Source organism: Methanobrevibacter sp. V14 (assembly GCF_963082475.1).
Taxonomy (GTDB): Archaea; Methanobacteriota; Methanobacteria; order Methanobacteriales; family Methanobacteriaceae; genus Methanocatella.
Window position 1 is genome coordinate 1 of the sequence record NZ_CAUJAM010000006.1, and the last position, 25,333, is coordinate 25,333.

The 25,333-nt window shown below is 28.5% G+C and carries 19 protein-coding genes and 2 pseudogenes; 15 read left to right on the forward strand and 6 right to left on the reverse strand.

Going from position 1 to position 25,333, the window contains the following annotated elements:
- The 3 genes from Q9968_RS02020 to Q9968_RS02030 form a co-directional block, all read right to left on the reverse strand.
- Window positions 1–1,348, reverse strand: a 1,348-nt coding sequence (locus Q9968_RS02020) for a hypothetical protein (protein ID WP_305512981.1), incomplete at its 3' end; no start/stop codon positions are given.
- An 85-nt stretch (window positions 1,349–1,433) separates the two neighbouring features.
- Entirely contained in the window at window positions 1,434–2,921 is a 1,488-nt protein-coding gene (locus Q9968_RS02025) for a hypothetical protein (RefSeq protein WP_305512983.1), read from the reverse strand.
- A gap of 432 nt (window positions 2,922–3,353) precedes the next feature.
- A complete protein-coding gene (locus tag Q9968_RS02030; RefSeq protein WP_305512985.1) occupies window positions 3,354–3,827 on the reverse strand; it encodes a transposase in 474 nt (157 codons plus the stop codon).
- 79 nt (window positions 3,828–3,906) lie between these two features.
- On the opposite strand from Q9968_RS02030, the gene Q9968_RS02035 reads away from it, so the two are divergent.
- The 13 genes and pseudogenes from Q9968_RS02035 (at window position 3,907) to Q9968_RS02100 (ending at window position 20,664) form a co-directional block, all read left to right on the forward strand.
- Entirely contained in the window at window positions 3,907–5,142 is a 1,236-nt protein-coding gene (locus tag Q9968_RS02035; protein WP_305512986.1) for a uracil-xanthine permease family protein, read from the forward strand.
- Between the two features lie 531 nt (window positions 5,143–5,673).
- Window positions 5,674–6,636: a class I SAM-dependent methyltransferase gene (locus tag Q9968_RS02040; protein ID WP_342765940.1), complete on the forward strand. Its 963-nt coding sequence runs from the start codon at window positions 5,674–5,676 to the stop codon at window positions 6,634–6,636.
- Window positions 6,637–7,112: 476 nt separating this feature from the next.
- Window positions 7,113–7,814 (forward strand): type II CAAX prenyl endopeptidase Rce1 family protein, encoded by a 702-nt coding sequence (locus Q9968_RS02045; RefSeq protein ID WP_305512990.1) that lies wholly within the window; start codon window positions 7,113–7,115, stop codon window positions 7,812–7,814.
- 91 nt (window positions 7,815–7,905) lie between these two features.
- Window positions 7,906–8,725: pseudogene (locus Q9968_RS02050) on the forward strand (nicotianamine synthase family protein).
- A 676-nt stretch (window positions 8,726–9,401) separates the two neighbouring features.
- Complete coding sequence (locus Q9968_RS02055) at window positions 9,402–9,926, forward strand: nitroreductase family protein (RefSeq protein WP_305512994.1); 525 nt, start codon at window positions 9,402–9,404, stop codon at window positions 9,924–9,926.
- Window positions 9,927–10,102: 176 nt separating this feature from the next.
- Window positions 10,103–11,992: a BspA family leucine-rich repeat surface protein gene (locus tag Q9968_RS02060; RefSeq protein ID WP_305512996.1), complete on the forward strand. Its 1,890-nt coding sequence runs from the start codon at window positions 10,103–10,105 to the stop codon at window positions 11,990–11,992.
- A gap of 108 nt (window positions 11,993–12,100) precedes the next feature.
- Complete coding sequence (mch, locus tag Q9968_RS02065; RefSeq protein WP_305512998.1) at window positions 12,101–13,072, forward strand: methenyltetrahydromethanopterin cyclohydrolase; 972 nt, start codon at window positions 12,101–12,103, stop codon at window positions 13,070–13,072.
- A gap of 157 nt (window positions 13,073–13,229) precedes the next feature.
- Window positions 13,230–14,009, forward strand: a complete 780-nt coding sequence (locus tag Q9968_RS02070; protein ID WP_305513000.1) for a DUF4013 domain-containing protein — start codon at window positions 13,230–13,232, stop codon at window positions 14,007–14,009.
- Window positions 14,010–14,120: 111 nt separating this feature from the next.
- Entirely contained in the window at window positions 14,121–14,666 is a 546-nt protein-coding gene (gene rbr, locus Q9968_RS02075; RefSeq protein WP_305513002.1) for a rubrerythrin, read from the forward strand.
- A 54-nt stretch (window positions 14,667–14,720) separates the two neighbouring features.
- Window positions 14,721–15,053, forward strand: a complete 333-nt coding sequence (locus Q9968_RS02080; protein WP_305513004.1) for a hypothetical protein — start codon at window positions 14,721–14,723, stop codon at window positions 15,051–15,053.
- A 118-nt stretch (window positions 15,054–15,171) separates the two neighbouring features.
- Entirely contained in the window at window positions 15,172–15,717 is a 546-nt protein-coding gene (gene rbr, locus Q9968_RS02085) for a rubrerythrin (RefSeq protein ID WP_305513006.1), read from the forward strand.
- 113 nt (window positions 15,718–15,830) lie between these two features.
- Window positions 15,831–17,236, forward strand: a pseudogene (locus Q9968_RS09650) (nicotinate phosphoribosyltransferase).
- A gap of 200 nt (window positions 17,237–17,436) precedes the next feature.
- The gene (locus Q9968_RS02100) at window positions 17,437–20,664 is read left to right on the forward strand and encodes a C1 family peptidase (protein ID WP_305513009.1); all 3,228 of its coding nucleotides are present in this window, start codon (window positions 17,437–17,439) and stop codon (window positions 20,662–20,664) included.
- 251 nt (window positions 20,665–20,915) lie between these two features.
- Here Q9968_RS02100 and Q9968_RS02105 read toward each other — a convergent pair whose 3' ends face one another.
- The 3 genes from Q9968_RS02105 to Q9968_RS02115 all read right to left on the reverse strand — a co-directional run bounded on the left by Q9968_RS02105 (window position 20,916) and on the right by Q9968_RS02115 (window position 22,185).
- Window positions 20,916–21,614, reverse strand: coding sequence for a thymidylate synthase (locus Q9968_RS02105; protein WP_305513011.1), 699 nt, complete (start codon window positions 21,612–21,614; stop codon window positions 20,916–20,918).
- Window positions 21,615–21,838: 224 nt separating this feature from the next.
- Entirely contained in the window at window positions 21,839–21,976 is a 138-nt protein-coding gene (locus Q9968_RS02110; RefSeq protein ID WP_305513013.1) for a hypothetical protein, read from the reverse strand.
- Between the two features lie 23 nt (window positions 21,977–21,999).
- Window positions 22,000–22,185, reverse strand: coding sequence for a hypothetical protein (locus tag Q9968_RS02115; RefSeq protein WP_305513015.1), 186 nt, complete (start codon window positions 22,183–22,185; stop codon window positions 22,000–22,002).
- Between the two features lie 581 nt (window positions 22,186–22,766).
- On the opposite strand from Q9968_RS02115, the gene Q9968_RS02120 reads away from it, so the two are divergent.
- Together Q9968_RS02120 and Q9968_RS02125 are read left to right on the forward strand one after the other, a co-directional pair.
- The gene (locus Q9968_RS02120) at window positions 22,767–23,339 is read left to right on the forward strand and encodes a helix-turn-helix domain-containing protein (RefSeq protein WP_305513017.1); all 573 of its coding nucleotides are present in this window, start codon (window positions 22,767–22,769) and stop codon (window positions 23,337–23,339) included.
- Between the two features lie 157 nt (window positions 23,340–23,496).
- Window positions 23,497–25,161, forward strand: coding sequence for an AMP-binding protein (locus Q9968_RS02125; RefSeq protein WP_305513019.1), 1,665 nt, complete (start codon window positions 23,497–23,499; stop codon window positions 25,159–25,161).
- Window positions 25,162–25,333: the final 172 nt, after the last annotated feature.

Sequence of the window (25,333 nt, forward strand, 5' to 3'; positions counted from 1 at the left end):
CATCAAGTATAATATAAACAAATGAGCTAGAATTATTAACATCAACACTATAAGTCTTATTGAATTTATCATTATAAACAACAATAGATACACTACCATTAACTATTTGTGAAAAATTACCACAAATCTTCTCTTCATCACCATAATAAATACTAACGGGATTCAACATAATATTAGTAGTGTTAAAAGCTAATTCAATTAATTCGAAATTTAATAATGCATTTATTTTATGTTCTGTTGAATTACTAGTGTAAATAGTTCTAAAAGTACCATTAACTAAAGTTACATTTTCACAAATACTACCTGTAGTTGAAGTTAATTTAACAGTCATTGGATTGAAGTTTTCCATTCCATCACTATCATTAGTACCATTCCAAGTTAACCTACCAACAATTTCATACTTATTATCACCTAAATAGTTCTCACACACAGAAAATATAGCATACCTTGAAATAGGAATATCAACGTTAATATAATGACCATTAGGAAGAACTGCATCATGTGAAATAACATATGGAGGAAGATTATTTTGACCAAACCAAACACTATCCATTAAAATATCACAAGGGACAGAAATAGTGGATGCTAACATAGAACCTGTATAATTAAAATTACAATATTTAAATCTGTGAATAGTATTCTTTGCAAATCCATTATGATAATAAAAAAGCTTAAATGAATGGACATCGAAATAACAATTATTAAAATATGAATCATATCTCGAACCACAAATACCACTTAACTGACCATAATTTACAAATGAACAATTATTATATATTCCAGAATTAGCCATGCCACCAAATGGTAAAAACCAACATACCTCATCATAATTGGGTATTGTATAGTTAATTCCATCAAAAATTATGTTAGATATAGTGTAATTCACATTATTATAAGTTGAATCTAATGATTCATAATAATCATAGTCATTATAAAAATTTTTAATAATTACTTTACCATTAATGCCTTTAACATTTAGATTTGGTGTATCAAATTTTAAGTAATGTTTAAATGTGTAGGTTCCATTGAAAATTTTGACTGTAACTTTTTCTTTACCACTTACATTATCACATGCTAATTTCAATGTAGCAAATGGATTGTCATAAGACCCATTTCCATTTTCTGTCTTATTTTGACCAACATAAATCACATAACCCTCATCATCATCTGATAATATTTCAGGATTACTATTTTTCAAATAACTATTATCTAATTCATTTGAAGCATCTTTAACCTTATCAATATCATTTAAAGAATCATGTATTTCGTTGTTAATATTATTGTTAAAATTCAATGTATCATTACTTAATTCAGTAGCTGCAATTGCATTAATTGATAAAAAAATCATTGAAATTAACAATAAAATCAGTAAATATTTCTTATTAAACATATTATCAAGTATATTAATTCGATTTCTACAAAATTTTAAATTTTTATGTATTGTTGCTAACTACGACATTAGATGGTGCAGATACGGCATTATTACCAGTATTAGTATTATTTCCATGTGTTGCAATTAAATTATTATACCTAACAAAGCCAGAAACAAAATTACTATTAATTAAATAAATTGCATAATCCGCATTAACTACAGTGACATTATTATGATGAATATTATAATAATGATACTTTGGAGTAGATTGAGCATAGCTAATACCAAATGCATAGTTACCTGCAGCATAAGGTGCAATATTATTTACAAATATTTTGTTGCTATATACTACTGCATTAGTATCTTGTAGTTCCATTCCAGATACAAGTGACCATGGATCACTTCCAGCCTTACCAGTTACATTAATCTTATTACCGTATACTGTTAAATATGTATCACCATTATAGTTTTGGGAATAAATTCCTAAGTTAGGACCTTTATTTTTTGTAGTTAAAGTGTTATTAGATACAACAACACCAGTATAAGAACCAGTTAGTTGTATACAGTAAGCTGCTCCAGTACCGTTACCGCTATAAGTTCCACCTGAATTATTACCATTCATATTTACAGTATTGTTGTTAATAATCGTATTATTGCATCTGTAAACATCAATTCCATAGATATAACTGTATTGGTTATCTTGAGTTATAATGTCACTTTCATAGATTCTATTGTCTTCGACTTTGACATTATTAGAATCTGCAATCATTACCGCATCTAATGTAGGGAAGCTACCAACACGACGATTAGCTGTTATAGTTAAATTGTTTCTTTTAAAGTTTAAGTTATTACAATTTTGTATTGCCACACCCGCTACATAATCAGCTGAAATACCTGGATTACTCCAACTTACAGTTTTTAAAGGTAATGTTGCAATAATATTATTCCAATCAATTATTAAATTTTTACTATTTATAGCTTTAATTGCATAATTATAGTTTGCAGCATTATCATATGCACAGGCGTAGGTAATAGTTGTATGTGAAATTTTCACATTATTTGAATTTACCACATTAATTGCATAACAATCTGCATTGTTAGGTGCATTGAAAACAAAGTTTCCACCATCTAATTTTACACCACTAGTTAACATGTCAAAACCAATATTGTTAAATGTTGCATTATAAGCTTTTAAATAAACATTTTGGTTAATTTTAAAATTACCAAAAGGTTTTAAATTAAAATCTCCAACAAAATTTAAATTATTTTGTGAAGTTGTATAACCATTACTATCAAAGAAATTTCCATAGTTATCGTTTGTAACATTAACATAGGTTACTAATGGCATTACATTAACAGAATAATTCTGATAATCCATATTTTTTCGTTCAACCTTATCTACTGAAACTGAAACATCACCCTCTTCAATGACTGTTCCATCATCAGGTACGGCAATATCATTTACATCTGTTGCACTAGATGCACTAATACAACAAAGTAAAATACCTAATATTGCTAAATATAATACTATTTTATTTTTATTTAGCATTTATATCATACTCCTAATTTTTTGTTAAATGCAAATTTTTTTCTAAAAATCTGTAAAAAAACACATATTTATTCAAAAAGAATTCAAATACTAATTTTCAAATAAATAATATTTTATTTCTTTTTATTTTGAATAAACATAAATTTAAATAAAGATATTTATAAATTATTTAAATTAAATTTATTATAAATAAATCTTATTTACAAAAATATTTTTAATTTTCACATATATAAATTTTCCTAAAAGAGGATCATATTATAAACAAAATGCTATTTATTTTATTAATGATTTTTTTAATTCAATGAACTTTATTCATGGAAATAATACTTTTAGAGTCGATTTATTATGATAATAAAAAAAGTTAAAAATGAATAAGAATCTCTTTTTTAGTATTGCTATTATAAAACTTTAATTAGCAATTATAGTGTATTACTAAATATTTATACCTAGATATTCTTTGACCCAGTTTTTGTAGAATGATGTTAAATCAACTATTTTGTAGTATTCTCGTTTAAATATTTCTATTAATTCATTTAAATTTTTATATATTGATTTATATATTGTAGACTTAATTTTACGCCATACATCTTCGATTGGATTTAAATCGGGACAGTATGGTTGTAAAAATATTAAGTTTATATTTAATATTTCGCATGCTTTTTCAACGATTTTAGCATGATGTATTCTTGCATTATCTAAAATAATGTTTATTTTCTTTTCTTTTGAGTTTATTTCAGTTATTTTGGGATTTAATAGATTATTTAATAATCTGGATCTTTTTTCATGCCATATTTTTCTGGAGTTGTTATTGTCTTCTTTATTGCAGATTTTTTGAATTTTTTCAATGGATGTTTGTTGTGAATTGTCATTATATAGTTCATTATTGATTTTATTAATTAAATCCATTTTATTTAGTGATTTAGAGGATAAATAGTTTTTTTATTTCGTCAATTTAAAATACAATATTGAAGACAAACCTCCAAAGATGGAAATGTTTCTTTATGGTATTCAGTGGCTTGCAGTTACAATGCCTATAATATTGATAATTGGAAATGTGGTAGGTAATATAATTCCAGGTACAAATACAGTATTTTATATTCAAAGCTTATTTTTAATGATCGGTCTTGCACTGTTACTACAAATAAGTTTTGGGCATAAACTTCCAACTATTTTAGGTCCTGCAACTGTATTATTGATAGCGGTTCTTGCAACAATGGATCAAGGAATGGGGTCAATAAATTTTTCATTTGTAATAGGTGGTGTCCTTTTATCTATCCTAGCTTTTACTGGAGCAATTAAACATATTCAAAAGCTTTTTACATCTAGAGTCATAATTGTTATACTGCTTTTAATAGCTTTTACGTTAACTCCAACTATTTTAAATCTGATTTTAGTTGATAATGGTGTGTCCTCATCATTAAATTATGTTTTTGTTCTAGCAAGTTTAGTTATAGTTTTAATTGTAAGCAGACATTTAAAAGGTTTGTGGAACTCAACACTCCCATTATGGATAATGTTATTCGGAAGTGCAGTTTATTACTTGATTTTCAATCCAACAAATTTTGGAAATCTAAATCTTTCGCTAATAGCTGTTCCAAATATACATCCTAACTTAGCGGTTCCAGATATTGGAATAATTTTAGCTTTTATTATCTGCTTTTTAGCTTTAACTATAAATGATATTGGTTCAATACAAAGTATAGGTTCTATTGTTAATCTTTCTGAAATGGAGAAAAGAATAAAAAATGGGCTGGGAGTTACAGGTATAATGAATGTTTTTTCAGGAATTATAGGAGTTATTGGTCCGGTGAATTATTCAATGACTCCTGGAGTAATAGCTGCAACCAGCTGCTCATCAAGATATCCTCTTTATATAACTGGAACTGCACTGATCTTAATTGCTTTTTCACCATTTTTAGTGGCTGCAATAAGTTTAATACCTTCACCAATTATTTCAGTGGTCTTGATATATATTATGACTGCACAAATTGGAGCGGCTATTCTTTTAGCTAAAGAAAATAATTCTTTCATTGACATGGACGATGGAATAATTGTTGGCTTGCCTATAATTTTAGCTACCATCATTACTTTCTTACCTGACACATTAACAAGTCAATTGCCATTGTTAGTACGTCCATTATTATGTAATGCATTTGTTATGGGCGTGATTTTTGTTTTGTTATTGGAACATTTTGTATTTAAAAATCAGAACAATAATTAATTGATTTAGCATCATTATCACTGATTTTGGAAGCTATAAAAACAATGAAATGGATTTGGTAGTCATGGTTTTGGAAAAATTACTTTAATCCCACTTCAAAACTAATATTAAAATTCAATTTTTATATTTTCCGTCATTAATCCAAAAACAAATCGTGTACAGGAGTTATTAAATATTAATGCTTCTTCATCTTCACTAGCTCCCATAAGTATGCTAGTTAGATTTTCATGCCCTAAATACTGTGGGCATCATTTATTCCTTTATATCGATATTCATGTTGTGCATCTCTTTATTTTACCATGATTTTTAATTTAGTCTATTCAATGAGGATACAATTAAACAATACCTGTATCGGATTTGGACATCTTTTAGATTATGCAATTAGATAATCTGTGCTGATTGTTATTTTAAGAATCCAAATGAAGAATTTTATAGAATATAGCAAATATTTTTATATGATGAAATTAAATTTAGGTATACCTAAATATCGATGGTGATTTTAATGGATGAAAATATTAAAAAACTGGTCAAATATTCCTATTTGAATATGTATTCTCATGTTTTAATAGCGCATTAGATTTGAATTTATTTTCAAATTTAAAAGATTTCAAAACTAGTAGCCAAATAGCTAAAATGATGGATCTGCATGAGGACAATACAAAATATTTCCTAAATGCATTATACAGTATGGATTTTATAACTAAAAATGATGACAAATATAAAAATACTAACGCTACATCAAAATATCTTATTGAAGACAGTCCATATTATATGGGCAACTTAATAAAAATTTTTTCCAAATTAAATGATTTTTCTAATGTAGATATTCAAAATCTAGTTAAAAATGGCCCCGATGAAAATTTTCAGTCTGGAGATGACGTTTCATTTGAGGAATTTTATAATGAGTTAAAGGATTCAGAAACAGGAATTCGTCAAGTTGAAATAATAGACATTGTAAAAAATCTTGAGGAATATCCAAAAATAAAAAATATACTTGATTTAGGATGTGGAGCTGGACTTTTAGGTTTGGCAGTTGTAGCATCAAGAGAAGACATTACAGCTACATTATTTGACATGCCGCCGATGGCTAGTTTAATAGAGGAATGCATATCTGAAAATAATCTTGAAGACAGAGCTGAAATAAAACTTGGAGATTATACAACAGATGATATAGGTTCTAATTATGATTTAATATTTGCAATTAATACATTAAGCCTTGCTAAAAGCGACATGGAATCAATTATCAAAAAAATTCATGATAGCTTAAATGATGGTGGAGTATTTATTGCAATTTCAGATGAAGTAGAAAGTGATTTTTCAAAACCTAAAGAAATAATTGTATCCTGGCTTCCATATGTCCTTAATGGAATGAATTATTATTTGATAAAGGATCACGTCAGGAATATTGCATTAGATGTTGGGTTTGAAGAGATTAAAGTTGAAGAAAGATTTTTGTCTTCAGGACCTATGAGAATAAATATATTTAAAAAATAATGCAAAATATCATTAGACTAAATTGAACCCTTCAATTGTAAATACTAATTTCATTGTTTAAGGATTTTCAACTTAGTTGGTTAGTTTCACGAGTTTTTGAAATTATTTGTACTTCTTGCTAACTCATTATTCAGTAGCAAGTTAATAGGTATTTTTGGGTTTTCAATTTCAATTATTTCGTTGCTGGTTCTATATAAACAAGTAGGAATTATAAAATTAAACCTTGCAGAAACCATGTTAAAATTTAGAGGAGTATCCGAATTTTTAGTTTGTTTTATTTATATAATCATTTATTTAAATATTGTTTAAATTGTTCAATGAATTCATTTGTTGATTTTTGTATAAAATAGTTTTTTTTAATTCTTGCATTTTCGTAAATATGAACTTTTCTTTTTCATCAATCTTGTTTATTTTACCTCATATTAAAATACAACTTCAATATAAAATAATATTAACAATAAATTGATGTGAATATAATGAGTGAATATTTTAAATTTGAAAATAATAAAAGAGATTTTCCTTACTATAAGCATAATCCAGAACTTTCAAAAACAGCTTGGTTTGTATTATTATTAATGGTTCCTGTTTCATTTTTAGTTTATACTCTGCTCAGCGAAAAATCGGAAATTATTGGAAGTTTAGCATTTTGTTTAGTTTTATTAATACCTTTAATGTATTATTCCAAATGGGATTTTTCTTTAATGTTTTATAAGCCAACAAAAAGTGAAATTAAACTTGCTTTTCTCCTTTTTATTGGTTATTTAATTTATGCAACAGTTGTTGGAGAAATTTTAGAACTTTTAATCCATACCCCCTCAGTTGTTGGTGGGGATTCTGCTGTTGTAAACTTAGAAACATTTAGTTCATTAATCTTCTCAATGATGGCTGAAGAATTAGTTAAATTTATCCCATTCATGTTTTTTATGAGATTTATCTTCAAATATAGTCATAATCGTAAATTATCCGTAATCATATCTATGATTATTGTTTTAATATTTTTTGGATTGCTACATTATGATCCTGCTACAACATCATTGATTTCTATATTATTAATTCAGGGGCTGGGTTCTATATTTGAGTTATACGGTTATATTAAAACTAAAAACATATTAGTTTCATATTTAAGTCATCTTTTAACTGATGGGGTGATTTTTTTATTAATATTGATAGGAGTTTAAAAGATTATTTAAATATATTGTTGTGATGAGAGTTAAGATTATAAACTCAAGTTATCAAATATTACAATAAAGTTTATATTTTGGTGATATGATGAGTTGTTATAAATATTGGGGCAAACTTGAAGAAATTGCTGATAAATTATCATCATGGTGATTTAGATAAATATGGTGATTCTGCATTAGACAATGTGGATATTAATGATATTATTGAAATTTTAGATGATGTTGAAATCATTGCTCATGACAGAACAATAGATTTTGATTCTGCAAAGCACATTCTTGATGATGAAAAGATGAATAAAGCTTTAAAATTAATTAGAAAATTTTATGTTTATATTGGTGCAAGACTTGAAACAGAAAATGCATTGGAAATTTTAAAATCTGAAAATGTTGATGAGACTTTAGATTCATTTCAATTCTATGATCGTTATGTTGGACTATTAAATAATGAAAGTCAATTAGCTAAATTTAATGAAAATAAAACATTTGTATTTTTAGGGTCTGGTCCTCTTCCAATAACTTTAATCATGTTTAATAAATTATTTGGATGCAAATGTATCGGAATTGAACAGCAAGAAAATGTTGCCGAACTTTCAAGAAAAGTTTTAAAGAAATTAGGACTTGAAAATGAAATTGAAATTGTAGTTGGGGATGAAACTGTCATCAAATCATTAGAATATGATATTTTAATGGTTGCCGCTTTAGCTGAACCAAAAGAAAGAGTATTTTCAAATATCTGGCAATATGTCGATGAAGGAACTCCTGTTATTTATAGAACTTATACTGGAATGAGAGCGATTTTATATTCTCCGGTTTTAGATAAGGATACAAGAGGATTCCATAAAGAAGTAATGATACTTCCAACAGGCAATACAAATAACACTTCTGTTTTAATTAGAAAAATTCTTTAGTAGTTCTGTCCAATGACTGATTTTTTAAAATTTGTGATGGTTTATTTAATGTTCGAAGTGCTTACACTTAAAATAGTACACTTCGAAAATATATTTTCCATAAATTGGTATTCTTTTAATGATATTTTGATGGAAAAGTCGGTTAATTATTAATGGTTTTTACGTAAATGTATTGTTTTTACTTGTGTTGATCTTAATTTAAATAAGTGTTGCATTTATTTTTCATGTATTTTCATATGTTACATGCAGGTCACCTAAACCAATGGTGTGTTTTCCATTATTATTTTGCTTTTAAAACATTCCAAAAATCAAGAACCTAATCCTAATCCTCCATATTAATTAAACCTGTTTTCAGAAGGATTAATTTTTCTTGTTTTTTTTATTTTGTTGAAATATCTGTGGATTTTGTACAAACTTTGTGACAATTAAATGTTTGGTTTTGTTTAGTATTTTAGGTGTTTTGATATTATGAAAGTTTTATGGATTATATTTTATTCCTTTTAAAAATTTAAATATTATTAATGGTATAATTTACTGTGAGGTTTTTTGTCTGTAATTTTTGTTTGACTTTTTAAGAACATTAGGTTTCATTGATTTTTAATATTTTTTTAAATGACAAAATGTATCCTCAAAAAGCATTGAAAGTAGAACAAATATTGCCATATTAGGTGATTAAATGAGTGTAATTTTTAAAAGACAGAGTATTCGAAAATTTAAAGATGAGCCGGTTGAAAAGGACAAAATTATCAAATTATTAAAAGCGGGTATGCAAGCACCTTCAGCTTGTAATCAGCAGGCTTGGGAATTCATCGTTGTTTCAAAACTGGAAGATAAGATAGCTATTTCTGCCATGCATCAGTTTGCAAAACCTGCAGCTAATGCTTCACATTTAATCATCACTGTAGGTAATTTAAATAAAGCCAAAATTGTTAGAATGGTAGAACAGGATCTTGGAGCATGTAATGAAAATATTTTACTTCAAGCAACTCATGAAGGTTTAGGTGCTGTTTGGTTAGGTTTCCATCCAATTGAAGAACGTACATTAAAATTAAAAGAATATTTAAATATTCCTGATTACTGCATTCCATTTTCTGTAATTTGTGTGGGATATCCTGTTTGTGAAAGCGATATAAAACTTAGATATGATGAATCTAAGGTTCATTATGATAAATATTGGGATGGTGTTCATGATAACTTGTAGTGTTTGCGGACATTTAAATGACCCTTCAAGTGGTATGTGAAGAATGTGGGTCTGATTTATCAGATAGTCCGGATTTATTTGATTATGACGATATGTATTATGATGATTAAGCTTTTTTATTTGAATATTTTATATACTTTGTAATACATATTATTTTTTATAATTGGGGGGTTAATATGGCTAAGATTCACTTATATGATTTTGAACATTTCAACACTACTACAAGCAGTATTTACGAATTAGGGGAGTTTAATACACTTATTATTCTTAAAAATGGTGTAAATTTAACTAGTTGGGATGATGTTGAAAATAAGGAAGAAATTGTATATGTCAGTGAAGATTTGTTCGGTATAACCTCACTTGAAGGAAGATATGAAGGTTTAAAAAATTTAAAGGCTATTGTTACAATAGGTGTCGGGTATGTTGAAAGCTTAAAAAAAATGTTTGCTGGTTGTGAATCATTACAGGAAATCTCTTCACTTGGTTCATGGGATGTTTCAGGTGTTAGGGATGTTAGTTTCATGTTTGAAGACTGCAAAAGTTTGGAAGATATTTCTGCTTTGGTAAATTGGGATTTGTCGCATGTAGAAGATGCTTCTAACATGTTTTCTGGATGCGGCAGATTAACAGACATTACAGCTCTTGCAAATTGGAATGTATCTAATGTAAGACATATGTCTCGCATGTTTGCTGATTGCAGTAATTTAGTTAGTGTCTCTGCATTGTCTACATGGGATGTTAGCAAGGTAAGTGAAATGTATTATTTATTTGCTTATTGTGCTAAATTAAGGGATATTTCAGGACTGTCTTCATGGGATGTTAGTAATGTTTTGGACATGGGATGTTTATTTGATTTTTGCACATCTTTAGAAGATATTTCTCCTATTGCAAATTGGAACTTATCAAATGTATTCAATATAACTGCATTATTCAGGGGATGTAGTAGCTTAAAGGATATTTCACCATTATCTAATTGGGATTTAACTATCATGCATAGAAATTCGGCTCTTCTTGCAGTATTTTCCCATTGCATTTCTCTTAAAAATATTTCTCCTTTGAAAAATTGGGATGTTTCAGGTATAGCTCGCATGAGTGGTCTTTTTGAAGGTTGTATTTCTCTTAAAAATATTTCTCCTTTGAAGAATTGGGATGTTTCCAATGTTGTTTCTCTGGATTATTTATTTAGGGATTGTAATGCTTTAATGAATATTTCTCCTTTGAAAAATTGGGATGTTTCTAATGTTGAATATATGAGGGGAATGTTTGATAGCTGCATTTCTTTAGTAGATATTTCATCATTAAGTAAATGGGATGTTTCTAATGTTAAAGCTATGAATAAAATGTTTTATGGTTGTTCTTCACTTGTTGATGTTTCTAGTTTAAATGATTGGAAAGTAGCATATGGCACTTCAATCACATCTATTTTTAATAATTGCGGAGCTATTGAAAAGTATCCTGACTGGTTTAAGACGGAAATGATTAAGAATATTGAGGAATTCGACAATAAATCTAAACTTATCAATAGTTTAGATGAATCGTTTTTTAAAAAGTTCAATTTAAATGATTTTGATGAAAAAACCCAATTATATTTAGTTGAATTTCTAACTAATCAATCAATTCTAGCATTCATTGGTGATAGGTCTGAATACAGGTCGGTTCAGGAACTTGCAGTTGAAAAAATAACCGATGAAGTTGTATTGGCAAGTATTGCTATTCACAATCACAATTATGATGTTTTACCTGGGGAGGGCAATTCAAATTATAAATTCCATTTCTACAATAGAGAAAACGCATTGATAAAAATTAAAAATAAGGTCATGCTTGTTAAGGTTGCCTGTGAAGTACCGCACATCCTTGACAATATGGATCACATTGTAAAATTCATTGATTTAGAAAAAGAATGGGCAGATATTGTTATTAATGCTAAATGTGATGATGTTCGTTTGTTTGCTATGAGGCATATTAAAACAGACAATGCTCTTTTAAGAATTATTGATAAAAGTCAAGATAAAGGAATTGTAAAAATCGCCAAAGTAGTAAGAGAAATCAATGCCTCAAAACAATGATTTAATCTATTTTATTAAGATTCATTTAGGCAAATATAAATAATAATAAAAATAAATTTTTACTCAATAACTTAATATTTAAGTTAAATTTTTTTAGAGGTTAAAACTATGGTAAGTGTAAACTTAGAAGCTAAAAAAACCGTAGATGTAATGATTGAAAAAGCAGATGAAATAAACATCGCTGTTGCAACTTTAAAAAATGGTGCTACAGTTCTTGATTGTGGTGTTAATGTAGATGGAAGTTTTAAAGCCGGAGAACTTTATACTAAAGTTTGTCTTGGTGGAGTTGCCGATGTTGGAATTTCAATTCCTGGAGATTTATCTGAAAAATTCGCACTTCCTTCAGTAAAAATTAAAACTGACTCACCTTCTATTTCAACCTTAGGTTCTCAAAAAGCGGGCTGGTCTGTTTCTGTGGGTGATTTCTTTGCATTAGGTTCAGGACCTGCAAGGGCAATCGCTTTAAAACCAGCAGAAACTTATGAGGAAATTGGTTATGATGACAAAGATGCAGAATTAGCAATTTTAACTCTTGAAGCTGATGTATTGCCAGGTGAAGATGTTGCTCAATATATTGCTGATGAATGTGATGTTAATGTTAAAAATGTTTACTTGCTTGTAGCTCCTACTTCTTCTCTTGTTGGATCTATTCAAATTTCAGGCAGAGTAGTTGAAAACGGAACTTACAAAATGTTGGAAGCTATTAAATTTGATGTAACTAAAGTAAAACATGCAGCAGGTATTGCACCAATAGCACCAATTGACCCAAACGGATTAAAAGCAATGGGTAAAACAAATGATGCAGTATTGTTCGGTGGAAGAACCTATTACTATATTGAATCTGATGAAAATGATGATATTGCTGATGTGGCAGCTAAATTACCATCTTCTGCAGCTGATGGGTATGGCAAACCGTTCTTCGACGTATTTAAAGAAGCTGAATTTGACTTCTATAAAATCGATAAAGGAATGTTTGCTCCTGCTGAAGTAGTAATTAATGATTTAACTACTGGTAAAATTTACAAAGAAGGTTTTGTTAACGTGGATTTGCTTAAAAAATCCTTTGGGGTAGATGGATAATTTTTCATCTATTTTTTTTAATAAACATTTTAATGTTAATTTTGTATTACATTTTTTAAACAATTTATTCATTGTTTATTTTTCTTCACTATTTTAGAAACTATCTATAATTTATATAAAACTAGAATAAAATTTATAATATTTAATGGTGAATATTATGGAAATATTTGAAATTTTAAAAAATTCTATTAGATATCCATTTACAGACATTAAAACATTTTTAATTATTGGTGTGCTATTTTTTGCGAGTTTTATTTCTAATTTTCCCGGCACATTTCTTAAAAATGAGTTTATGGTTATAGTTGGAGGTATTGTTTCATTAATAATTACAATAATTGTTATTGGTTATGAATTAGATGTTTTAAAATTTGGTATTGAGTTAAAAGATGAATTACCTTCTATTGATATTAAAAGAAATCTTAAAAATGGAATTAAATTGTTTATTGTAGATATTATATATTATTTTATTCCACTGGTTGTTATTACCATAGCATTATTTATTTTCACTGGAATTGCTGCAACAAAGGTGACTAATCTGGAGTTTGTAGGTAATGTAACTCCTGTTGATTTGTTAAATACTATTTTAACACCAGATTTTGCTGCATCTATAATTATTGTTGCTATTGTTTTAATAATAATGTGTATAATGTTTTCATTATTGGCATTAATGGGACAATCTAGACTGGCAAAAACAGGCAGTATTGATGATGCAATACGTTTTGGTAAATCTTATAGGGATTTAAAAGAAATTGGTGTTGGAAAAACATTAGCTTTAATAATTTTGCTATATATTTTAATATTGGTTATTTTTTTAATAATGGCAGTTATCAGTTTGATTCCAGTTATTGGTATAATTATAGCATTTATTGTTGGCGATACATTTATTGCATTTGTACAATATAGGGCATTTGGTTTATTATACTCAGAAATAGCTTAATTTTTAAGCTATTTTTTATTTTTTTTAGGTTTGCCTAAAATTATGTTCATTTTTTTTAAAAAAGTTTTTAAATAATGAAACTAATATCATATATTATTGGAGATGTATATCATGACTGATTTAAAAGGTACTCAAACTGAAAAAAATTTGGAATACGCATTTGCTGGTGAGTCTCAAGCTCACACAAAATATCAATACTTTGCTAATAAAGCAAAAGAGGAAGGATATGTTCAAATCCATGATATTTTCATGGAAACTTCTAAAAATGAAAGGGAACATGCTAAAATCTGGTTCAAATTATTACACGATGAAAAAATTCCAGACACAATAGCTAACCTCAATGCAGCAGCAGATGGTGAAAACGAAGAATGGACTTCAATGTACAAAGGATTTGCAGAAACCGCTAAAGAAGAAGGTTTCCCAATGATTGCATTCTTATTTGAAAAGGTTGGAGCAATCGAAAAAGAACATGAAGAGAGATACAGAACATTACTTGCTAATGTAGAAAACAATTCTGTATTTGAAAAAGAAGAAGAAATTGAATGGAAATGTGAAAATTGTGGATTTGTTTTCAAAGGTCCTAATGCGCCTGAAAAATGTCCAGTTTGCGGATTTCCAAAAGCACACTTTGAAGAAAGAGCTACTAACTTTAAATAAGTGCTCTACTTTTTTTTATTTTTTTTAGATATTTATCATCTATTCGGTGATTAAATGAATAAGATGGTTGTATTTTTCATCAAACACCCTAATCATCCAGATGTATCAATTAAAGGATTAATTGATGGGGATTACTTATTAGATGAAGAAGCTATGCAATATGCAGGTGGAATTATTCAATATTATCAAGGAGATAATCTTAGATGGGATTTTCCAGTTAATCCATTTATGAAAAACTCTATTAAATGGAATGATTTTGAGGAATTAAAAGGAATTATCTCAAGAGATGAGAAATCTTTTGCTTTCATGGTATTTGAAGGTGATGAGAATGTATCTAATTTTGGTAATGATGAAATGATAATTGAAAGAGAAGTCATTACTTGGTGATTTTAGAGTAGAAGAGTCTTCATTGTTTAATTATTTAGTTGTGACTAAATTTTTTGCACAGTAAAAGGCAATATTTAAATATTATATTAAAAATAAAATTACTAACGGAGATGTTATTATGGCAGATTTAAAAGGAAGTAAAACTGAAGAAAATTTAAAAACTGCACTTGCAGGAGAATCTCAGGCACGTGTAAAATATGAATTTTATGCTTCTCAAGCTAAAAAAGATGGTTATGTTGAAATTAAAGAAATTTTCCAAGAATCATCTGACAATGAAAAAGAACATGCAAAAATTTGGTTTAAATTATTAAACGGTGGAAAAGTGCCGGACACTGAAACCAATCTCGCAGATGCGGCAGCGGGTGAACATGAAGAATGGACTTCAATGTACAAAGGATTTGCTGAAACCGCACGTGAAGAAGGTTTAGAGGATATTGCAGATTTATTTGATGCAGCCGGTGCAACTGAAAAAGCACACGAAGAAAGATATAATGCATTATCCTCTAAAATCAAAGCAGGTAAAGTATTTAAAAAAGATGAAGAAATTGCATGGAAATGTAATAATTGTGGATACATCCATTATGGAAAGGAAGCTCCAGAAGTATGTCCATTATGTGATCACCCACAAGCACACTTTAGAAAACAGGATACTAGTTATATCTAAATCTTTTTTTCTATTTTCTTTTTTTTTATTAACCGTCCCTCACCAATTTTAAAACAACTTTTTAGTTAAATATATATTTCATAATAATCTAATAACCTTTTAAAAGTGATATTATGATTGAAAACAATATTTGCCTTTTAACAGATAGTTATAAAGTAACTCATCACTATTTCTACCCAGAATGTACTGAAAAAATGTATTCCTATCTTGAAAGTAGATTAGGTGCTGAATTTAATAAAACTATCTTTTATGGGCTTCAATATATAATTAAAAAGTATTTGGAAGGTCAAATTGTTACACAAGAAAAAATTGATGAAGCAGATAAATTAATCACCGCTCATATTGGTGATGATATTTTCAATAAAAAAGGTTGGGAGTATATTCTTGATAACTGTGATGGTAATTTGCCTATTGAAATCAAAGCAGTAGCTGAAGGAACACCTGTTGAGGTAGGCAATGTTTTAATGACTATTGAAAACACTGATAAAAAATCTTTTTGGTTAGTAAATTATCTTGAATCATTATTATTGTAAGTTTGGTATCCATCAACAGTTGCAACATTGTCTGCGGAGGTTCGTAAATTATGTACTTTTTATTTAAATGTTACAGGTTCTAGCTTGGACAATTTAAATTTTATGTTGCATGATTTTGGATATAGGGGAGCTACATCTACTGAATCATCACGATTAGCTGGTTCTGCTCATTTATTGAGTTTTTCTGGAACTGATACTATTCCAGCATTAGCAATCCCCGATAACTATTACAATGATCCAGATGTATATGGTTTCAGTGTTCAAGCAACAGAACATAGTGTCATGAATTCTCTTGGTCCTGATGGTGAATTAACACAGGTTCTTAATGTGATTGATAATGTTAAAGATGGAATCTTATCTATGGTTATTGATTCTTATAATTATAAGAATTTTTTAACTCAGGCGGGAATTAAAGGTTCTATTTTAAATAATGCCATCAATAATTTCTTAAAAATCAAAGGCAATAAAATAGTTTTCAGACCGGACAGTGGAGAACCGGTATCTACAACTATTGATTGTTTAAATATCTTGGAGAAAGTTTTGGATCTCATTTGACAGATAAAGGATATAAGGTATTCGATGCCAATATTGGACTGTTATGGGGTGATGGACTGGACTATCATAAAATCCGTGATATACTATTCGCCATGAAAACTAATGGATGGGCGGCTGAAAATATTATATTTGGAATGGGTGGTGGATTACATACTTCTGTTAATCGTGATACTCAGAGAAACGCTTTTAAATGTTCCGCTCAATTATGCAATGGTGAATGGAAGGATATATTTAAAAACCCATTAGACTCAAGCAAAAAGTCTAAAACAGGTGGATTCAAATTAATAAATGAAAATAATTCATTTAAAACTATTCCAATTGATAATGATGGTGAAAACATGTTGCGCACTGTTTTTAGAAATGGGGAACTATTAATTGAGGATAAATTTTCATATATTAAAGATAGAACGTTAAATTATTCGAGCAGGTAGTTATTCTTCATATTTCAGGTTCTGCCAAATAGTGGAAGGATTATACATATTTATTGATTGATGATGAATTTAACTTCATTAATCAAATTCTTTTTTTTTCAAACCAACATTATTTATATTATAGTAAACTTAAATACAAATACTTTACACATTTTACCAAGTTTTTGTGTTTAATTTGGTATAATGGAGGAAATTATTATATGAAATTTAAATTTATAGCGATTATATCAATATTTATATGTTTATTAATTCTAATTCCATCAAGCTTTGCAGTTGATAATGAAACAAATAATAATGGGGGTAATGTTTTAACCGCAGATTACTATTTTAATGCAAATATCGAAAATGACACTGGAAATGGAACTGCAGATAACCCTTACAAAAATTTGAATTATTATAACCTTAAAGATGATTCAATTATTCATTTAGCTAGTGGTACGTATGATTTTAATGGCCACAAAACAATTAGAAATGTAACGATTATTGGTGAAAATGCAAGTACAACATTTGTTAAAAATGCAATGTTTATCTCTTCAACTTCATTAGCTATTTATAATGTCACGTTTGTTTCATCAACTATTATTAGTAAAGTTAATTTTACAGCCGTCAATACAGTATTTAGGGACTCATCATCTACAAATGGTGGTGCAATCAGTTCTAATGGCAATGTTAATTTGGATAGTTGTAGTTTTATAAACAATACAGCTAAATTTGGTGGGGCAATTTATATTAAAGGTGGTGTTTTGAATATTTCAAATTCTGAATTTATTAACAATAGTGCAACACTTTTCGGAGGAGCTATAATTTCTATAAGTTCAAATTCATCTTTAAGTAACATATCTTTTAAAAATAACAAAGCTGGTTATTATGGTGGTGCAATATATTCGCTGTACTCTTTATTTAACCTAACCAATTCTTATTTGGATAATAATTCTGCAAAAGAAGGGGGAGCATTGTTCATTGATGATGCGGATTCATGTCATATTTACTTAAATACATTTTCAAACAATAATGCAAGTACTGTTGGAGCTATCTATTCAATATCTAACAATGTTGTAAGTTCTCTTGAAAATGGCAATACATTTATTAATAACTTCGGTTATTTTGCAAATGATGTTTTTGAAACTGATACTCCAAATATGACAATTTCTAATGGAGAATATCTTTTAGTTTATTGTAATTCAACATATAATGGTCATTTGCCAAGAAGTTATAATCTAAAAACTTTAGGTTACGTAACTCCAGTTAAAGATCAAAAGACTGGAGGTAACTGTTGGGCATTTGCAACATTAGCCGCACTAGAATCATGTATCCTAAAAGCATCAAACGTTACTTATGATTTGTCTGAAGAGAATATGAAGAATTTAATGTCATATTATTCAGATTATGGTTGGGATATGAAGCCTAATAATGGCGGATTTGATGATATGGGTGTTGGTTATCTTGTAAGTTGGTTAGGTCCTGTAAATGAAAGTGATGATATTTATAATCCTTCAGGATTCTTATCACCAGTATTAAATAGTTTTTATCATATTCAGAATGTCCTGTATTTGTCAAGAAGTTCATATACTGATAATAATGCAATAAAAATGGCTATTATGAATTATGGTGCTGTTGCAACAAGTATTCATTGGAATGGTTTTTATGTAAATAATACTAATCACTATTATTATGGATCTTCAGGTGCAAATCATGCTATAACTATTGTTGGATGGGATGATAACTATTCTAAATATAATTTTAAAACTGCCCCGCCGGGTGATGGAGCATGGATAATTAAAAATAGTTGGGGGACTGATTCTGGAGATAAGGGATATTATTATGTTTCTTATTATGATACCAAATGTGCTCAACCTGGAAGAGTGGATATCACTTATACTTTTATTTTAAATGACACTATTAAATATGATAAAAATTATCAATATGATATTCCTGGAAAAACTGACTACTTCTTAAACTCCTCAAGCACTATTTGGTATAAAAATAAATTCACTGCAACTGATTATGAGTATTTAGCGGCTGTTTCAACTTATTTCAAAAGGGTAACTAATTATACATTTTATATTTATGTTAATAATGTTTTAAAGCATGCACAAAGTGGAATTTCTAATATGGGTTATTATACTTTGAATTTAAATCAATTTGTATCACTTAGTAAGGGAGATATTTTTGAAGTTGTCTTTAAAATTACTGTAGATGGCGAAGCGGAGTTTCCTATATCCGAAGCCGTTTCTTTAAATAAAGTATTATATTCAAAAAACACCTCATTTTTAAGCTATGATGGGAAAAACTGGGTAGATATATTTAATTTAACTTGGAATTACTCATCTCATACTTATACCTCACAAGTAGCTTGTATTAAAGCATTCACTGTGTTAAATCTTATAAACACTACAACTAATTTAATTGTTAATATTTCTGGTGATAATTTTTATATTGCAGCAAATGTTTTAAATCAATATAACCGACCAGTAACTGGTGGAAATGTCACATTTAACATTAATGGAGTGGAATATGAAGTTCCAGTGGTAAATGGATTTGCCGTTCTTAATCTATCCAAACCTCCTTTGGAGGTCAATATTACTGCCATTTATGAAAATAATGGTTATATCTCATCAGATGATAATGATAACTTTGTGATTAATTTTTTAAATACTACAATTTCTTTAATATCCAATCATTATAATCCTGTCAATATTACTTTTACAGTTTTAGACCAAAATGGGGATTTAGTTAATGCAGGTAATGTTACTATTAAAATTGATTCTAAAGAGTATACTGTTAAGGTATTTAATGGTACTGCTAGTTTAAATCATGTTTTTGAAACTTTTGGACTACATAATGTTTCAGCTATTTATAATGGGGCATATGCTTATAATTCATCAAGTATTAGTTCAAATGTCACTGTTTATTCATCAATAATTTCACAAGATGAAGTCAAAACTTTAAATTCACAATATATATTTCAATTACTTGATAGATATAGTGTTCCTTTAAATAATGCTAAGGTATCTGTTATTATTAATTCTAAGTATTATCATCTGGGCACTGATGGAAATGGAATTGTTAGGTTAACTATTGGTTTAATTCCTAATAATTATGTTATCCATATTATCAATCCAGCTACTGGAGAGATTAAAACTCAAAATATTAAAGTTGTAGCTAGAATAACCGAAAATGCATATTTAAAAATGTATTATGGGGAAGGTAAATATTATAAAGTTAAAGTTGCAGATGATAATGGAAAGGTTGCAGCAGGTGTTAAGGTAAAATTCAGCATAAATGGAAGAACCTATACTAAAAAAACTAATAGTAATGGCTATGCATCACTTAAAATATCTATAAATCCTGGAAAATATACTATCAAAACTACTTATAGGGTTATTGTGTTTCAATACAATCAATGTCAAAACCACCATAATCACTAAGGATCAGAGTGTTAAAAAAGGTGAAACCTTAAAATTCAAAGTTAAACTTTTAAACAAAAAGGCAAAATCCTGAAAAAGAAAATGTCAAAATAAATTTTAAGGGGAAAACCTATAAAGTAAAAACTAATTCTAAAGGAATAGCTACTTTAAAAATTAAAATCAAATATAAAATTGGAAAATATAATATTAAAACTAAATATGAAAGTTTAATAGTTAAAACAAGATAAAAATTAAAAATAAGGTTTCAAACCTTATTTATTTGTTTTAATTAATTTACGAGCTGCTTTTAAATCAGTATTATATATGTGGCCTGAGGTTGAGTGGTAGTGAACTCCACTGAAGTTTAATTTTTCACTCATAATTTCTTTGTTTACTTCATCTTTCATTTTAATTCCCAAATAGGCGATGAAAAACATGTTGGAGTAAAAAGCACCAAAAATATCATTACTTCTAAATAAACAATGGATGGTTAATTCCTTATTTCGAACAATACATTGTAAAAATTGAAGGCATGGGATATCTTCTCTGTCTGCATCTAAGTGTGGGTCAATTGTAACTGCAACTGCACGATTTGAACCGGTGGCAGTTAAAATTCTTTCTTTCATGGTATTGAATTGGTCAATATCAAAATGAGCAAAAATCCTGTTTGGATAAGTATAAACAAATCCTTGGTCATCTGGATTTTCTGCTGATTTAACATATTCGTATAGTGCATCGCTTTTAATTGGGCAAGCATCAATATCAAATTTCCCGGATTTAATATCTGCTAACATCATGTCGGTTGTGTAATGTTGATATTTTGCTTTGTATTTTAAGTTTAACGGGTCATCAATGATGTAAAAGTTCCCTAAACTTTCAATCAAATGATGATTTGAATCTTTGTATGTTTCTTTTCCAGTTTTTAAGATTTTATCAACAAAATCTAGGTAGCATTGATTAATACTTAACATATAAAACAGTCCTTAAAATTATTTAAAGTTTTGTTTGTATTAATATATATTTTTAATTAATAAATAAATCCTATTAAAATTAATAGTTGATGTACTTAATACTATTTCAAAGTTAGTATTTTTATTTTAAATGCTGTTAACCCAATTGTAGCTATTGTAATTTCAATACTTTCAATATTGACTATACTTTTAGTTGGTCATTAAATTGATAATCTGCAAAGTTATCATTCATCTATTTTTTTAATAATTTTTGCAGGAACACAGCCAACAATACTATTGGATGGAACATCATTAGTTACAACAGCTCCAGCAGCAACAACAGAATTTTCACCAACTCTCACTCCCTGGAGGAATTGTGACATTAGAACCTACCACACATGATTTTCTAAATGAATTGGAGCAGGTAGAAGATTGGCATGTTTTTTGGGTTTAATTCATAATTTAATGTTAAAAGACAAACATTATGTCCAATAAGAACCTCATCACCAATATAAATTCCGCCTTGATCTTGCATAGAACAATTTGAATTAATAAAAACATCACATCCTATGTGGATATTTTTACCACCCATTTTTTTACTAATAAGTCAAATAATTTTTTTAGGTCTATTTGTTGAATCCTGGGAGGTTATATTTTCTGGAATTCATATGAGGATGGTCTTTTTCAACTTTGGCAACTTGACTAAAATCAGATCAAACAATTTTATTTTAAATAATTATTAAATGAAATATGGATTATGTATAAATTTCTATTAAAAATAATAAGGTTGGATAATCCAAACCTTATTTTTCCTCATTTACTAATATAGATTTTTCTACATAATGAATTGTAAAGAAACGGGGAAGATTCTCTACATTAATTCATTAATCCTCAAAGTATATATTATTTTTCTTTTATTTAAATCCAATATTTTCTTTTAAAGTCAATTCAATAGACGTGTGGCATTTAATATTGGCAATTGTATATTTGTATGAAATTCAAATCTTTTTTATCTGATCATGTTTCTATTCAAGTTTTTATATTATTTTTTTAATCAAAAATTAAAATTTTTAATTAAAATGCTTGAATTCAGATACTTTTAAATATATTATTAATGATAATTATACATACTTAAATATTTTTAAGTGAAAAAATCCAAAAAGTGAGAAAAATATGACAAACGAAGATTTTGCACAAAAAATCAAAGATATTAGAACTAGACAAGACATGTCTATAGATGAACTTGCTGAGACAAGTGGGGTAAAACTTGAAGTTTTACAAGCCATGGAAGAGGGAGAAGTAATTCCATCCCTTACACCATTAACTAAAATGGCAAGGGCATTAGGTGTACGTTTAGGAACATTTTTAGATGATACTCCTGAACTTGGCCCTGTTATAACTCGTGGTGGAAAAACCGAAAATTCATTATTCTTTTCCGGCAGGGAAGATGTTACAAATGCAACTAATTTAGAATTCCACTCTTTAGGGGCAGGTAAGATTGATAGAAACATTGATCCATTCTTAATTGATATTGAATATGAAGAAGGAGAAAAGGAACTGTCCTCTCACGAAGGTGAAGAATTCATTTATGTTTTAGAAGGGGAAATTGAAGTCATCTATGGTAAAGACACTTTTACAATTGGTGAAGGCGACACAATATTTTATGACTCAGTAGTGCCGCATCACCTTCATGCAAGTGATAAAAATAAAGCTAAAATACTCGCTGTATTATATACACCGTATTAAGGAGAATGAAAAAATGAATAAAATAACTTATAGGCCAAAAATTGATAGATTTTTCACAGCTAGTTTGGATTTGAGCTTAAAAAGATTGCAATTGAGGTTGCATTAATGAATTGTATTTTGGTTAGTTATTTTATTAAATAAATTTTGAGGTGAAAATATGAGCGAATTATTTACAGAACTGTCATTAGGCAAGTTCTTTGAATCAATGGTTGAAAAACAACCAGATCATGAATTCATTGTTTATCCAGATAGAAATTTAAGATTTACTTATAAAGAATTTGATGAAAGGGTGGATAATCTAGCAAAAGGAATGCTGGCTATTGGAATTGAAAAAGGTGACCATGTTGGTATTTGGGCTAAAAACGTCCCTGAATGGTTAACTTATATGTTTGCAACTGCTAAAATTGGAGCAACTATTGTAACGGTCAATACTGCTTACCAATCACATGAATTAGAATATGTGATTAAACAATCAGATATGAAAGCATTAGCTATGACTGAAACATTTAGAGATACAAATTATTTTGATATTATACATGAACTTGTACCTGAGATGAAAACTTGTGCTCGTGGAAGGTTAGTTGCTGAAAAATTCCCACATTTAAAATTTTTATTCCATGTAGGTCAAGAAAAACACCGTGGAATGTATAATACTAATGAATTATTATTGCTTGGAATGAATTATGATGAAGAAAAGTTCCAATGTGTTAAAGATTCTGTTTCCCAGCATGACGTAATAAATATGCAATATACTTCCGGTACAGAAGGATTTCCTAAAGGAGTAATGCTTACTTCTCGCAATATTGTAAATGATGGATATTATATTGGAGAAAACATGAATTACACTAACAAAGACCGTTTACTCTTACAGGTACCTTTATTCCATTGTTTTGGAACTGTGCTTGGGGTAATGGCTGTCATAACTCATGGTTCAACAATGGTTGTTCTTGAAGAGTATGATCCATTACTTGCTATTTCATCAATTCAAAAAGAAAAATGCACATCAATTTATGGGGTTCCTACAATGTTTATTGGAATGATGAACCATCCAATGTTTGACATGTTTGACATGTCTTCATTACGTACAGGTATTATGGCTGGTTCAACTTGTCCTGTTGAAACAATGAAAGATGCTATTGAAAAAATGAATATGAAAGAGATTACAAGTGTATATGGGCTTACTGAAGCGGCACCGGGTTTTACACAAACTAATGCTTCTGATTCATTTGAGAAAAAAATCAACACTGTTGGTCGCAAATTCCCTAATATTGAAGTTAAGATAGTTGATCCGGATACTGGTGAAGAGTTAGGGCCTGGTCAAAAAGGAGAGATCATGTGTAGAGGTTTCAATGTTATGAAAGGATATTATAATATGCCTGAAAAAACCGCCGAGACAATTGAGCCTGATGGATGGTTACACTCAGGAGACCTTGCAATAGTTGATGAAGAGGGATATTATTCTATTGTAGGCCGTATTAAAGACATGATTATTCGTGGTGGGGAAAATATTTATCCCCGTGAAATAGAAGAATTCCTATTCACTCATGATTGTGTTCAAGATGTTCAAGTAGCTGGAATTCCTGATGAGAAATATGGTGAAATAGTTGGTGCTTTTATTATTAAAGATGATGGCTTTGATGATGTTACTGAAGCGGATATTCGTGATTTCTGTATTGGGTCTATTGCAAGGTATAAAGTTCCTAAATATGTATTCTTTGTTGATGAATTCCCGCTTACAACTAGTGGCAAAATTCAAAAATACAAATTAGGAGATTTAGGTCTTGAACTGTTAGATGAAAGGCGCAAAAATGGAGAATTATAATTCTCCCATATTATCTTTTTTTAATTTACCTCAATTTTGGGTCATAAAAACAAAAACTTTATATATTATATGAAAATAATATGTAAATGTACTTTGAATTATTGATATACATAAAGACCATACCATTATATTAAATTTCAAATTAAAATCTATATGAACTTCTCAAACATTA